Below are 15,377 nucleotides of genomic sequence, written 5' to 3' on the forward strand. Positions count from 1 at the left end.
GATAAAATCTCAGGATTGAATAACGGGAATCGCCATTAACAATCTTCCCGCCATAAATTTAATCCATCAATTTGAATCACATGAGTCATAATAAGAATTTGCTCACATCAATGGGGAATAATGTCCTTTAATATTCCGATCAATCAATTTTCGTCGTAAACATTCATGCTGGCATCAAGGATAAAGTAGTAAGTGGGAAGTATTAAATATGAAGTAATAGATGAAAGTTACTAAAGACTCAGGACTAACGACTTTTTACTCACTACTGACCCCAACCGCCCTGTGCTTCTCATAAACAGCTTCCGCCAACCAAATAAACTCATTCGTGAAAGTCGATACATTCTTTTCAAATGAAGCATCAAGCAAAACACCATCATTATCAAAACGTTGCTGGATATTCGGAACCAGGAGCATTTGCGGAACAGGAATGGCGTAAATAGCCAGGATAAGCTGCTGGAGTTGCAGGCCTGCACGAATGCCACCCATGCCACCGGTTGAAACAGCAGTGACTCCGATTGTTTTTTTCTCAAAAACTTTCAATCCGAAATAGTCTATCATGTTTTTCAAAGCAAGCGAATAGCCGCCATTATATTCAGGTGTTATAAAAACCATGGCATCGGAATTCTTCAGCTTTTTATGCAAGTGAATGCATTTTGCCGGTGGATTTTCTTCCTTGTCAAAAACCTGTTTCCAGATCGGGTAATCGTACTCTTTCAGATCCACCACTTCAGTCACCACATTGTGGTGCCTTTGAAAATGATTAAAGAGATTAAGTGCCACTTTTTTGGTGGATGCATTTTCGCGAATGCTTCCTGAGACAATAATGATATTCATTTGTTAAGATTCGTTTGATAACGTTTATTATGCTATTCAATTCACTATTTAAAGTCAACGCCATAAATACACCGGATACCTGAAATCAACTGCAAATAAACAGGGTTGTTACTGTTCAGTACTTGTCTCCTCTTGTTGATTCATGAAAAAGGAAAGCGCGCCTGTAGGACATTTGCTCACCTGTGCTATAATTTTTTCAGTGGTACTGCCTTGTGGATTGATCCAGGGTCTTATTCCCGGATCAAAAACCTCAGGCAATCCTGTAAAACACCTTGCAGAATGCCTGCAGGCATCCGGCTTCCAAACGATTGTGACTTCACCGTTGGTGTATTTTTTCGTGATCTTTCTATCCATAACCGCGTATTGAGGTTTTAAAGTTATAAAAACCACTTTATCAGCATTTGGTTCAGCCACAAAAAAACAATCCATAAGGGCATATTTTTTCAACAAGGCTGTTACTTTTTTCAAGAACCACGTTATGGTATAAACGAATTCATGAAAAAGGCTTTTAGTATAGTCATTTTATTATCCATTACTTTAAGAACTGCGCAATCGCAGGTTATTACACAAACGATACGCGGTTCTATTGCTGCTGAACATGTTGAAACACCATTGTCAGATGCAAGCGTTGTTTTGTTGAATACCAACCCGCTCATCGGAACTTATACCGATGAAAACGGAAATTTCAAATTGGAAAAGGTACCTGTCGGCAATCATACTCTGAAGATATCTTATGTTGGATATAAAGAGCTGACGCTGCCAAATATCGTAGTGAATTCGGGTAAGGAAACAGTCTTGACTATTAAATTGGAAGAAAATATTATTGAAGGGGAAGAAGTGGTAGTTACTGCAGAGGGACCACGAGAAAAACCTTTGAATGAAATGTCAACAGTAAGCGCCCGCACTTTCTCTGTTGCTGAAACACAGAAGTATGCTGCTGCTGTAAATGATCCTGCGCGCATGGCGCTTTCATTTGCCGGAGTAGTAACTGCGGATGACGGCAACAACAAAATTGTGATCCGCGGTAATTCCCCCAATGGAATTTTATGGCGCATGGAAGGAATTGACATTCCAAATCCCAATCACTTTTCAGATGTTGCAAGCTCAGGCGGCGGAATTTCAATTCTGAGTTCCCAATTGCTGGCCAACTCTGATTTTCTTACCGGTGCTTTCGCTTCAGAATATGGGAATGCATTATCCGGAGCATTCGATTTGAAACTCAGAAGAGGAAACAATGAACAGAAGGAATGGACAATCAGCGCTGGCGTGCTCGGAATTAATGTTGCTGCTGAAGGTCCCTTCTCTCACAATTATAAAGGTTCCTACCTGGTGAATTATCGCTACTCCACTTTGAGCATTCTTGGAAAAATCGGCGTACTGCCGGATGATTATGTAACCAACTTCCAGGACCTTTCTTACAATATTTATTTGCCAACGAAAAAAGCAGGTTACTTCACCTTATTCGGTTTCGGCGGATTAAGCGACGAAACCGGTATCGCGGAAAAGGATTCTACAAAATGGGAATATGACTATCAGAAATACAGCAGTCGTTTTTACGCCAACACCGGTGCAGCAGGTGCAACGCACGGCATCATCCTTAACAAGAAAGCATATCTGAAATCGGCATTGTTATATTCGTATACAGGAAATGGTTACAAGGAAGAATACTTCACAAAAGATTATACCACCATCACAGATGAAGATCTTGCTTACGCGCAGAAAAAACTAACACTGAACTCTGTGTTGAACTATAAATTTGATTCAAGAAATGCACTCCGTGCAGGAGTCATTGTTTCAAATCTTCACTATGATTTATCAGGCAAATCGGTCAATGACAGCACAGATCAGCTTGAGGAAATGATCAACGCCAACGGAAATACTTACACGCTGCAGACTTATGCGCAATGGCAATTCAGATTGAATGAAGCCATAACATTCAATGCAGGTTTTCATTACCTCCACCTCTTGCTGAACAACTCAAATTCACTGGAACCGCGCGCAGCTATCAGTTACAAGATCGGTGAAAGGCAAACCTTAAGTGCAGCGTATGGACTCGTAAGCCAGTTGCAACCGATTGGCACTTACTTCTCGCAAACAGTGAATGAAGATGGAAGCATCAGTTTACCCAATCACGATCTTGGATTCACCAAAGCGAATCACTTCGTAGTTTCTTATGATTATTTGTTCACTCCTGATCTGCACCTGAAAACCGAATTGTATTACCAGGCCTTGTTTGATGTACCGGTTGATGCAAATGAATTGAGTTCATTCAGCATGCTTAATATCGGAGGCGGTGATTATGTTACAAATGCATTGGTTAATGCAGGCACAGGAAAAAATTATGGCGTTGAGTTTACACTGGAAAAATTTCTCAGCCGCAACTACTATGCATTGCTTTCAACGTCTTTGTACCAGGCAAAATACAAAGGATCTGATGGTGTTGAAAGAGACAGTCGGTTCAATGGTCATTTTGCTACTTCGCTCACAGCAGGTAAAGATTTCATCTTATCAGGAAAGTTCAAAAACCGCGTATTGGGAATCAATACGAAAGTGATCTACTCAGGAGGTTTCAGGACAACGCCAATTGATTTGCAATCATCCATTGAAAGCGGATCAGGTGTTTATTATAATAATTTGGCTTACTCCCAAAAGATTCCGGATTATTTTCGTGTAGATATGGGAATCAGCTACAAACGAAACCGTCCGAAAACAACCAGTACCTGGTCACTCGATATTCAGAATACAACCAATCGTGAAAATGTATACAATCAATATTACGATCCGGAGCAGGAACGGATTGTTATTTCCTATCAGACCACTTTAATTCCGGTGCTGAATTATAAGATTGAATTTTGAGCCTGGGATGAATACAAAAAATGGAACGCGGATGATTATAATTGTCAGGATTAGTGCAGATCATACCTATTTAATGACTGAGGACTCCCGACAAACTACTATTCACTCACTACTCACTTCTCATTACTAATATCCAATCCCAGCTTTCCGATAAATAAAATGAAGCAGCCAAACCGGTCCGATTAAAAGGAACTGAATATCTTTTAGAAACGACGGCTTCTTTCCTTCAATCTTATGTCCCCAGAACTGACCGACCCAGGCAACTGCAAAAATGATGAGTGACAGTGCCCATAAAGGCAATGCGGTAACTTGTGATAATTGATAAATGATCAGTAGAAAAAATGAAACGACGAACAGCATTCCGATAGCAAGTGGAATGGATAACCGTAAATAATAAATCATTGCAACAGCCATAAATAGTATTGCCCAGTTAAGTGCAACCGGACCCAAGTGCAACTGCTGAAAAAAAGCAGGTATTGGAATGCTCCACAACAAACCAAACAAACTAACCATGATAGCCGGAACACAAATCCAATGCACCGCTTTGTTGGTCGGATTTTGATGACTTGCTCCGTATTCATTCAATAGTGATTGAATCTGGCTCATGCTGAGTGACTTTTGATGCACTTAAAAATAGAAATATTTATGCACGTACGCATTGGAAAAAAAACATTTAAATCGTAAGAATACGCAGGCAAACGATGTTCAAATTATTCTTATCGATCTAACTGTTTTAATGCCTATCCTTTGCTTTTAATATTTCCCAATTACTTCTGAGTCTTCACAGTCTTTATGCCCATGTTCCAAAACATGAAAGAATAAATATCCGTATCCTCCTCAATCACTTTGGCAACAGGTCTTCCGCCACCATGACCTGCATTCGTGTCAATTCTGATAAGGGTTGGCGCCGGACCGGATTGCGCTGCTTGTAAAGTGGCCGCATATTTAAATGAATGCGCTGGCACCACTCTATCATCATGATCTGCAGTAGTTATTAACGTTGCCGGATAGCTTGTTCCCGATTTGATATTATGTACGGGAGAATAGTGATATAAATTTCTGAAGTTGACAGAATCAGTGCTGGCACCATATTCAACAGCCCAACCCCATCCAACAGTAAATGTATGGTAACGCAACATGTCCATCACTCCCACGCCGGGAAAACACACTTTATAAAGATCAGGTCGTTGCGTTTCGCAGGCGCCCACTAATAATCCGCCGTTGGAGCGACCGATAATCGCCAGTTTTTCACTCGAGGTATATTTTTCTTTGATCAAATATTCTGATGCAGCAATAAAATCATCAAACACAGTTTGCTTTTTTAACAGCATTCCGGCTTCATGCCATTTTTCACCATACTCGCTGCCACCGCGCAGGTTGGCCACGACGTAGATGCCGCCATTCTCCAATAATACCATGCGGGACGGATTGAAATTTGGCGTAAGCGGAATATTAAAACCTCCATATCCGTACAGCAGTGTTGGATTTTCACCATTGAGCTTCATTCCTTTTTTATACACAATAAACATTGGAACCTTAGTGCCATCCTTTGAGGGATAAAAAACCTGTTTCGTTTCATAATTATCCGGATTGAATTTTACTTCCGGCTTCTTGTAAACTTCAGATGCGCCTGTAGCGATATCATATTTATATATCGTGGAAGGTGTAGTGAAGGATGTGAAAGAATAGAACAGCACCTTATCGTCTTTTTCTCCGGTAAATCCTGCCACTGTGCCGAAACCCGGCATCTTAGCTTCCCGCTCAAGTTTCCCGCCTCGGTCAAACTGATAAATGCGCGAAGTGGCATCCTGGAGATATTCAGCAAATAATTTTCCGCCAGTTACAGATACATTTTGCAATAACATCTGTTTTTCAGGAATAACAGTTTGCCAGTTTTCTACCACAGCGTTTTTCGGATCAACGGAAATAACACGGTAGTTTGGTGCTTCATTATTGGTGAGCACCAGCAGGTTTTCTCCTTCATTATCCAGTACTGAATAATTATACCTGAATCCCCGAAACAACATTTTAAATCCTTCAGCACGGTTACGCAAATCCATATACCAGATTTCTGAACCATCAGTACCTTCTGCAATATTGATGATCAGGAATTTTTCATCTTCCGTTGTTTGGGCGTTCAGATACCGCAACGGATGTTCCTTATCTGAATAAATAAGTTCATCCTTGGTTTGCGCTTCTCCCAGTTTATGGTAATAAATTTTTTGAAATTTATTGGCTTCTGAAAGTTCTTCTCCTTTTTCAGGCGCATCATAACGACTGTAGAAAAATCCGTCTTTGTACCAGGCAGCACCTGAAAATTTTGTCCATTCCAACTTGTCTTCAAGTTTGGTTTTGGTTGCGACATTCATTACATAAATAATCTGCCAGTCACTTCCTGCTTCTGCAACTGTGTAAGCCAGGTATTTACGGTCGTTGGAAAAGCCGATAAAATTTACGGATGTTGTTCCTGCAGCATTCATTGCATTTGGATCAATGAAAGTGGAAGGTTCTCCTGTCAATCCCTTTTGATATACATAAACACTCTGAGGCTGTAGGCCATCATTTTTCGTGAAGAAATAATATTCTCCTGAACGGTACGGCGCCGACGTTCTCGGATAATTATAAATCTCGGTAATTCTAGTACGGATCTGGTCGCGATAAGGAATCTGCGACAGGTAATTAAAAGTCACTTTATTTTGAGCAGTCACCCATTCTTTGGTTTCAGCCGAGTTATCATCTTCGAGCCAGCGATAAGGATCACTCACTTTTGTACCAAAATAATCATCTGCCTGATCACCCTTTTTTGTGTCAGGATATTTCAACTGCGCAGCTACAGGCAATGAGGTCAGCAGACCTTGAATGACGATCATAAGCAATAGGGGAAAACAACTTTTTTTCATAGTGGTTCTTTGTTGTAAGTTGGCGAAGATAGGAATCGAAGCATTAACTGTTGTTGTTTGGGGTTTGAAATGTTTAAGGGTTTAAGGGTTTGAAAATGTTTAGAGAGTTTATATTGTTTAGGTTGTTTAACACCCTCTCCATGAGTCGTTAGTCCTTAGTCCTTAGTCCTAGTCTTTAGTCTTTAGTCTTTAGTCTTTAGTCTTTAGTCTTTAGTCTTGTTAGAAAATCCTATCTTGTACGTCCCACTTTAATTCCAAATTCCTAATGGAAAACCTTCACCCACTTTTTTCCGAACAACGAACCATCCTGATTTCAACCTCACCGCACATTACTACGTATGTGACTCAGGAATTGGAGGAACTTGGTTTTCCGGTTATCCATGAAGGATTCACCACAGTTGAAACAAAAGGCAAGTTTGAAGATGCCATTCTTCTTAACCTTCACTTGCGTACAGCCAACCACGTTTATTTCCTGATAGAAAATTTTGCGGCGGCTACTATGGAAGAATTGTATCAGAAAATGGTAGCTATTGAATGGGAAAAAATCCTTCCTGTTGAGGGTTATTTCAGTGTCCACAATGTAACTGATCATGTAGAAGCAGCCAATACCATGTTCCTTAATCTCCGGGTAAAAGATGCCATCGCTGACCGTTTTATGAAAGTGCTTGAAAAACGTCCTGATTCCGGATCGGAGAAAGAACGTGCCGTGATCTTTATTTTCTGGAAAGACAATGAAGCGTATCTGTACATTGACACCACCGGTGAGCCACTTACAAAACACGGCTATCGCAAAATCTCGATGAAAGCTCCTTTGACGGAATCGCTAGCCGCCGCCATGATTATGGCTACGAAATGGAACATACAAGCTCCTTTTATCAATCCAATGTGCGGAAGTGGGACTTTAGCTATTGAAGCCGCGTTGATGGCTTGTAAAAAACCACCCGGACTTATTCGAACCAATTATGGTTTCATGCATGTGAAAGGATATGATCCTGCAACTTATGAGACACTGCACAAAGCAGCCACTGAAAAAGTATTGCCTGCTATTGATTGCAAAATTATTGCTACAGATAATAGCCGGGAAGCTTTAGACGCAGCAAGAAGCAATGCAGCAATGGCCGGTGTTGAACACCTGATCCAATTCATAAAAAGTGATTTTGAAAACACACCACTGCCTGAAGAATTTGGTGTCGTAATATTTAATCCACCTTACGGAGAAAGACTCGGTTCATCAGTACAACTCGAACTTACTTATAAATCAATGGGAGATTTTCTAAAACAAAAATGCAGAGGTTATTGGGGTTATATCTTCACAGCGAACCCTGACCTCGCCAAAAAAATCGGACTCAAAGCAAAACGTAAAATTGATTTTTACAACGGGCAACTGAAATGCAAGCTGCTTGAATTTGAATTGTACGAAGGAACGAAAAAGCAAAAAACAACTATAGAACTCACCATATCTCCTGACTGATGCATAAACATTTTTGTCGGAATCTCCCTTCTGATAATCCCGGTTGAATAGCAGTAATCCTTCAAATCCCGCTGCTCTGGAAAGTCGGTAAGAGAATTTGTTTCCGACCCTTTCAATTTGTCATTTGCAAATTTCATCAGATGTTTTACCTTCGTGTCGGAAAACATACCTCTGAGTATCTTTTAAATCTGATTCCCATGAATAAAACGGTTACGCTGCTGCTGTGTTTTTTTGTACTCTCCTCTTTCAGCAATTCCCTCCATGCTCAGGTTTACTGGAAAGATGTTGCCTCTATCTTTTACAATAATTGTTCTGCCTGTCACCGTCCCGGCGAAATCGGTCCTTTTTCTATTATGTCGTATAAAGATGCTTCGAACCCCGACCATATTTACTCCATTCAATCTTTTGTTAACAGCGAATTAATGCCTCCCTGGAAAGCGGATCCTTCCTACCGGCATTTTCTGGATGAACGTGTTTTAACAACCAATGAAAAGGAATTAATCAGTGAATGGGTTGATAATGGCGCACCGGCAGGTGATACCGCATTAGCTCCGCTTCCACCTGTTTTTGTGCCTGGTTCGCAAATCGGTATTCCTGATAAGGTATTAACAATGTCGGAACCCTACTATATTGCCGGCGATGATTCAGATCATTACATGTGCTTTGTACTTCCTACCAATTTTCTGAACAGTCAAAATATTTCTGCCATAGAATTTCGCCCGGGCAATGCTGCGGTAGTCCACCATTCTTTTATCTACCTGTGCGACGACAGTTCCGCTTTTTTTGCGGATCAGGAAACTCCGGAATATGGATACTCTTCTTTTGGAGGTTTGGGTGATGGCGTAAGTGCCGATTTTCTTTCGCTTTACGGTCCGGGAATGACGGCACGTTATTTTCCGCCCGGATCAGGCATTCAATTTCCTGCCAACAGTTTTGTGGTGGTGCAAATACATTATGCTCCGCTGATCAGTCCCGATACTGATCAGTCATCCATCAATCTCTTCTATTCGCAACAGCCAGATGTCCGCTATGTATTTGCCAAGAAAGTCGGAGAAGGCTATATCACGAATCCTCCGTTTAAAATACTTGCCAATGAACGTGATACCTTTTATATGGAATATCCAATCATTAAAGATTATTCACTGTTTGCGATTGCTCCGCATCAGCACCTGATTGGTGAATCTTTCATGATATGGGCAGTAACACCACAGAGCGATACGATACCAATGGTTAATATTCCCCAGTGGGATTTTCACTGGCAACTGCTTTACAGCTATCCGTTTATGATTAAACTTCCAATAGGCTCAAAAGTATATGCCCGTTCCTGTTACGATAACACTATTTATAATCCGAATAACCCGCACAACCCTCCGGAAGATATCCATTATGGCGAATCATCAACAGATGAAATGTGTAAGTTTTTATTAAACATGCTTGAATATCAGGCCGGTGATGAGAATCTCATTCTTGATAGTAATTATGTTTCAACCAACATTGTACCAATAGAAGGTGTTGTATCGGGCCCTCAATTATATCCATTTTCTCCCAACCCTGCTACGTCAGCAACATACATCTCTTATTACCTTCCAAAAAAAGAAACAGTTGATTTTATTGTAAATGATATGAGCGGACATTTTCTGTACAAAATCAGCGGAACAAATAATGTTGGATTCAACCAACTGTCACTGGATGTATCAGGTTTCATAAATGGTAATTATTTTATTACCATGAAAACAAATACAAGAGAAGTTTCAAAACAATTGGTTATACAACGATGATGCTCCTTTTCGAAATTGGCATAAACAATGTTCTCCATAATTATCGGAATGTCAACATCTCTGATTTAATGCGATGTCGTACTTTTGCGGCCTCATCCTAATTTGAAGATTAATCGTAAGTATGAATTCGATAATTGAAAATAACAAACCAACCAACATGAAGAAAAGTACTTTACTTTTTCTTACTTTCTTTGCAGTCTTTATAAATCTTCCGTTTGCCTTTTCTCAAACCCCGGTTTGGAAAGATGTTGCAGGCATCATCTACGACAACTGCACCACCTGCCACCGGCCGGGCGAAATTGGCGCTGATTATCTTAATGCCACAGGATATCTATCGCTTGTTAGTAGTCCATTTTTTTACAGCATCCCTACTCAGATTCAGGCGCGTTTAATGCCGCCCTGGAAAGCTGACCCCAACTACAGGCACTTTCTCAGCGAACGAATCCTTTCGCAAAGTGATATTGATAAACTTACCGAATGGGTGAATGCAGAAGGCCCTGCCGGCGATACTGCAGATGCTCCTGATCCTCCTGTTTTTGCAACCGGATCACAATTAGGTATACCGAGTGCCACACTTACCATGTCGGAGCCTTTTACCGTTCCCGGTGACTATAGCGATCATTACCAGGTTTTTGTTTTGCCCGCTAATTTGTTCGTTGACCGCGATGTTTCAGCCATTGAATTCCGTCCTGGAAATGCTAAAGTGGTACACCACGTTTTCATTTATACTTGTGAAGATGGTTCAGCAGCAGCGCTCGATGCCACAACGCCCGAATATGGTTATGAATCATTCGGAGGAGCCGGCGAAGGCGTTAACGCTGACTTTTTAGGCCTTTATGCTCCGGGATTGCAAGCCAGATTCTATCCCGACGGCTCAGGAGTAAAATTTAAAGCAGGCACAGATGTTTTGATACAAGTGCATTATGCGCCGGTTACAGAGCCAACTACCGATCAGAGTTCTATCAATCTTTTTTATTCCAATGAAACTGATCTGCGAAAAGTAAAAGCAAAGCGTGTGGGTGAACAATACATTACAGAACCTGTATTTTTTATTCCCAAAAATAAGGTGCTCACTTTCCATACTGAATATCCGCTTGACACTACGTATTCAATCTTCAGCATTGCTCCTCATCAGCATCTTATCGGAAAAGATTTTAAAATCTGGGCGGTTACACCAGACGGAGATTCTATTCCACTCATTTATCTTCCTAAATGGGATTTTAACTGGCAGATGCTGTACAGTTATCCATTCATGATTAAACTGGAAGAAGGAACAACCATTTACGCTGCGGCCACTTACGACAATACAGCCAACAATCCCAACAACCCAAATAATCCTCCCGTCAATATCGGCTATGGAGAATCGTCATTTGATGAAATGTTCAAGTATTTTATGAATCTCCTTCCCTATATGCCTGGTGATGAAGACATTGTGCTCGATAGCTCCTGGCATCCGGTAGGTGTGGCCCCTGTTGAAGGTATTGTTAACACTCCTCAGTTATATGGCCCCTCACCTAACCCTGGTACCGATGAAGTCTGGTTAACTTATTACCTTCCAAAGAGCAGTCCTTTCGCTTTATATGTTTATGACTTATCAGGAAGATGGGTAACTACCGTGAAAGATGAAGCGATCACCGGTGCAGGTATGCATAGAAATGCTTTAGATGTGAGTAAATTTGAAAACGGTACTTACCTCTGCACATTGGTGTGTGATGGCAAGCAGGTATCTAAGAAATTTGTAGTGCAGCATTAAAGTGATGCTACTTCAAAAAAAGATCCCGCAATGATGTTGCGGGATTTTTTTTGTCAGGTAATCTACCTCCCGCGATTAAGAAAATCGCATTGCTATTGATTTTATTGAACCCAACACCTGTTCTTGCAAGAACACTACTTCAGTCCGGTAAATAGTGTTACAGGAACCATAATCACTTGAAAAATCACAGGCCTTGTATTTTTTGTTTCTTCATCGTCACAGAGATACTTCACAAATCTTCCTTTATTGTCCACCAACACACTTTCTCCGTTAATTTTAGTCTTGTAATACGTAAGATCACAGTCTTTAAACATCTCATAAATCGGAGCAACTATACTGACCTTACTGCTCTTTGGTGAATCAGCAAAGGCCGTTGCAGAGATAAACAATGTAGCGAACAAAAAACATTTCAGGGTTTTCATAAATCAATAATTTTTGAGCCGCGTTTTGCCAATGATGTGCCAGAAGAACAAATGTTAAAGTTCTTTAACAGGTTTTTAACAAGTAGTAGAGACGCAAAGTATTGTGTCTCTACATTCCATCTTTGTAAGCGAACAAGGACATTTTAAATCTACTCTAATTCACTCACCGAAAAACCTTTTATGATTGTAGCGATGCTGCCATTATGCGCTGCTTTATCCGATCGAATATTTCAATTAATATCCTTGCCTGCTTCCAGTTTCGCAACAGCCTGCTTCATACTCTCTTTATTCTGAGGGTCAGGTGCTCCTTCATACGCAATCTTCGCATACTTCAATGCTGACTTGAAATTTCCCATCGCAGAATAGCCGCGCGCAAGTCCCACATTTACTACCCATTCTGTCGGGTGATCCTTTTCATTTTTCTGAAATACTTTCAATGCCTCTTCCTTCTTACCCTGAGTCAGCAATTGACGTCCGTAAAAGTGCACTTGTAAAGCAGTTGCGGTGGGATGATTAATTGCTCTTTCCATCGTTGCTTTTGATTCATCTTCCCTTCCTAATGCTGAAAGGATTTGAGATTTAGTGGAAAGAGTAGCAAAATTTTCCTGCCCGATAAAAGGAAGACTGATGGAATTCTCCGACCATTGCAAGGCTTCTTCAAGATTGGTTTTATTAGTCAGGCAATAAGTCGCAGCATCATTCCAGCTCTGCCAGTTAAAGCCTGTTGAGTTTTGCAATTGACGGCGCATATTGTCAACGTACAATTGTGTCATATTCGAAACTTTAATGATAAACGGAATCATCTTATTCTCCCAGATCAATGCACAAGTGGCATGATCAAGTTCACGATCCGTAAATTCATAAGTCAACCATTCGGTAAAGGGAGCATCCTGAGGTGTAGTAGTCACTCGCAAAGCATCTTGCGACTGATCATAAAAGAAACTTCCCCAGGCAGTTGAATTATTAGAAAAAATTAATGTCCATGGCCCCTCCTTTTCCGCGACGATAAAAAATCCATACGTTCCTGCTTTAAGCGGCTTATCCTGTACCATCACATCGTGTGAAAAGGTAATCGCCGTATTTTCATTGGATCCTGCACGCCACGGCGCTGCTTTGCTGGTGCCGAAACCCAAATCATTGAAACCATAAGGAACAAGCTCGCCCCAGATTTTTCCTTTGCGGTCTTCTCCGCCGGGGCCTGTCACGTTCGGGCTATTGTAAGTAACGGTAACAGACACCAGTGAGCCGATATATTGGGTTACAAGGCAACGGTTGTTTTCACCATTAGGCGGTTGAATGAGGCCTTGTGAAAACGCGGAATGATGAGCTCCAATCAGTAAAAAAGCGATTATTAATTGGAAGACAGTAGCAGTAATTTTCATGGCAGGTAATTTAAGTTTGTTTCAAACTTACCGCTTACACGCTTCACGGGACAATCAATTCGGTGGATAGCACAAAACCTTCGACCAGCAGCACCTCAACATCGACCAGTTGGTATAATGTTCTTTTATAAGTTTTGGCAGGGTTCATAACCACCATACTAGCCGGTATATCACTTCCCGTGATACAATAGAAATCGGTGACCTTGCAACAATCTTTCACCGTCACTTTTACCTTCCGTCGTTTAATCCTACCTTTGCGCAAAATTTCAAGCGATTCATGGCAGATAACAAGATCATATTTTCAATGCAGGGCGTTGGAAAAATCATTCCACCAAACAATAAGGAAATCCTTAAAAACATTTATCTCTCTTTTTATTACGGAGCCAAGATTGGTATCATCGGTTCCAACGGCAGTGGTAAGTCAACACTGCTGAAAATCATTGCAGGTGCAGATAAAGAGTACCAGGGGAAAATTCAGTTTGAAAAAGAATATTCCATCGGCATGCTGGAACAGGAGCCGCACCTTGATGATTCCAAAACCGTTTTGGAAATTGTAAGAGAAGGTGTGAAGCCGGTAATGGATCTGATAAAAGAATTTGAAGACATCAGCAATAAGTTCTCTGAACCGATGACTGATGAAGCCATGGAAAAACTCACCAACCGCATGGGTGAAGTGCAGGAGAAAATTGATGCGGTGGATGGCTGGGAGATTGATTCAAAACTGGAAAGAGCATTGGATGCTTTGAATTGTCCGGAAGGTGATTCACCTACCAAAAATCTATCAGGCGGAGAGCTGCGAAGAGTTGCTTTGTGCAGATTACTGCTGCAGCAACCTGATATTCTTTTGCTGGATGAACCAACGAATCACCTGGATGCAGAATCAATTTTATGGCTTGAACAATATCTTAAGGATTATAAAGGCACCGTTATCGCCGTTACACACGATCGTTACTTCCTCGATAATGTTGCAGGCTGGATTTTAGAGCTGGATCGCGGAGAAGGAATTCCCTGGAAAGGAAATTACTCTTCCTGGCTCGATCAAAAACAAATCAGGCTTTCGCAAGAGGAAAAAACGGAATCGAAACGCCAGAAAATGCTGCAACGCGAATTGGAATGGGTGCGAATGGGACAAAAAGCAAGGCAGGCGAAATCGAAAGCCCGCATTCAGAATTACGAGAAGATGGCCAGTGAAGAAACGAAACAGAAAGAGGAAAAGCTGGAACTCTTTATTCCGCCGGGCCCACGTCTCGGCGCCCAGGTGATTGAAGCTAAAGATCTGATGAAAGCATTTGGTGATAAAGAATTGTTCGAGCATTTGAATTTTAGCCTTCCGCAAGGTGGTATTGTTGGCATCATTGGTCCGAATGGTGCCGGTAAAACAACTTTATTCCGCATGATCTTAGGCCTGGAAACTCCTGATCAGGGTGAAATAAAAATCGGTGAAACGGTGAAAATCTCTTACGTTGATCAACACCATACCAAAATTGATCAGAGTAAAACAGTGTATGAAGTCATCAGCGGTGGAACGGAATGGATTGAGATCGGAAAATACAAAGTGCTTTCCAGAGCTTATGTTGGCAAGTTTAATTTCCAGGGAAATGACCAGCAGAAAAAAGTAGAAGTGCTTTCGGGTGGAGAAAAGAACAGACTTCACCTTGCCCTCACCTTACGTGAAGAGGCAAACGTTCTTTTACTGGATGAGCCCACGAATGATCTTGATGTAAATACTTTGCGTTCTCTGGAAGAAGCATTGGAAAACTTCGCCGGCTGCGCTGTCATTATTTCCCACGACCGTTGGTTTTTGGACAGGGTTTGTACGCATATCCTTGCATTTGAAGGTGATGGAAATGTATATTGGTTTGAAGGAAGTTTTTCTGACTACGAAGAGAATAAGAAAAAACGATTGGGAGATGTGCAGCCGCATAGGTTCAGGTATAAGAAGTTGGTGGGGAGTTGAAGTGTGAAGTATGAACTATGAGCT

11 protein-coding genes are annotated in these 15,377 nt (G+C 41.2%); 5 read left to right on the forward strand and 6 right to left on the reverse strand.

The window, feature by feature from the left end; all coding sequences use genetic code 11:
- Positions 1-255: 255 nt before the first annotated feature.
- Positions 256-834, reverse strand: coding sequence for an NAD(P)H-dependent oxidoreductase (locus tag IPO83_17320; protein MBK9733015.1), 579 nt, complete (start codon positions 832-834; stop codon positions 256-258).
- A gap of 108 nt (positions 835-942) precedes the next feature.
- Entirely contained in the window at positions 943-1,188 is a 246-nt protein-coding gene (locus tag IPO83_17325; GenBank protein MBK9733016.1) for a (4Fe-4S)-binding protein, read from the reverse strand.
- A gap of 141 nt (positions 1,189-1,329) precedes the next feature.
- On the opposite strand from IPO83_17325, the gene IPO83_17330 reads away from it, so the two are divergent.
- Positions 1,330-3,690, forward strand: a complete 2,361-nt coding sequence (locus tag IPO83_17330) for a TonB-dependent receptor (GenBank protein MBK9733017.1) — start codon at positions 1,330-1,332, stop codon at positions 3,688-3,690.
- Positions 3,691-3,816: 126 nt separating this feature from the next.
- Here IPO83_17330 and IPO83_17335 read toward each other — a convergent pair whose 3' ends face one another.
- On the reverse strand, positions 3,817-4,296 hold the full coding sequence (locus IPO83_17335) for a DUF962 domain-containing protein (GenBank protein ID MBK9733018.1): 480 nt from the start codon (positions 4,294-4,296) through the stop codon (positions 3,817-3,819).
- A gap of 161 nt (positions 4,297-4,457) precedes the next feature.
- Positions 4,458-6,590, reverse strand: coding sequence for a S9 family peptidase (locus tag IPO83_17340; protein ID MBK9733019.1), 2,133 nt, complete (start codon positions 6,588-6,590; stop codon positions 4,458-4,460).
- Between the two features lie 265 nt (positions 6,591-6,855).
- On the opposite strand from IPO83_17340, the gene IPO83_17345 reads away from it, so the two are divergent.
- From IPO83_17345 to IPO83_17355, 3 genes are all read left to right on the forward strand, one after another.
- A complete protein-coding gene (locus IPO83_17345; GenBank protein MBK9733020.1) occupies positions 6,856-8,061 on the forward strand; it encodes a class I SAM-dependent RNA methyltransferase in 1,206 nt (401 codons plus the stop codon).
- A gap of 197 nt (positions 8,062-8,258) precedes the next feature.
- Positions 8,259-9,839, forward strand: a complete 1,581-nt coding sequence (locus IPO83_17350) for a T9SS type A sorting domain-containing protein (GenBank protein ID MBK9733021.1) — start codon at positions 8,259-8,261, stop codon at positions 9,837-9,839.
- A 157-nt stretch (positions 9,840-9,996) separates the two neighbouring features.
- Complete coding sequence (locus tag IPO83_17355) at positions 9,997-11,592, forward strand: T9SS type A sorting domain-containing protein (GenBank protein ID MBK9733022.1); 1,596 nt, start codon at positions 9,997-9,999, stop codon at positions 11,590-11,592.
- A 134-nt stretch (positions 11,593-11,726) separates the two neighbouring features.
- Here IPO83_17355 and IPO83_17360 read toward each other — a convergent pair whose 3' ends face one another.
- Positions 11,727-12,014 (reverse strand): hypothetical protein, encoded by a 288-nt coding sequence (locus tag IPO83_17360; GenBank protein ID MBK9733023.1) that lies wholly within the window; start codon positions 12,012-12,014, stop codon positions 11,727-11,729.
- Between the two features lie 230 nt (positions 12,015-12,244).
- On the reverse strand, positions 12,245-13,396 hold the full coding sequence (locus tag IPO83_17365) for a DUF2911 domain-containing protein (GenBank protein MBK9733024.1): 1,152 nt from the start codon (positions 13,394-13,396) through the stop codon (positions 12,245-12,247).
- Positions 13,397-13,673: 277 nt separating this feature from the next.
- On the opposite strand from IPO83_17365, the gene ettA reads away from it, so the two are divergent.
- Positions 13,674-15,353, forward strand: coding sequence for an energy-dependent translational throttle protein EttA (gene ettA, locus IPO83_17370; GenBank protein MBK9733025.1), 1,680 nt, complete (start codon positions 13,674-13,676; stop codon positions 15,351-15,353).
- The last annotated feature ends 24 nt before the right edge of the window (positions 15,354-15,377 follow it).

The organism is Chitinophagaceae bacterium (assembly GCA_016717285.1).
Classification (GTDB): Bacteria; Bacteroidota; Bacteroidia; order Chitinophagales; family UBA10324; genus JACCZZ01.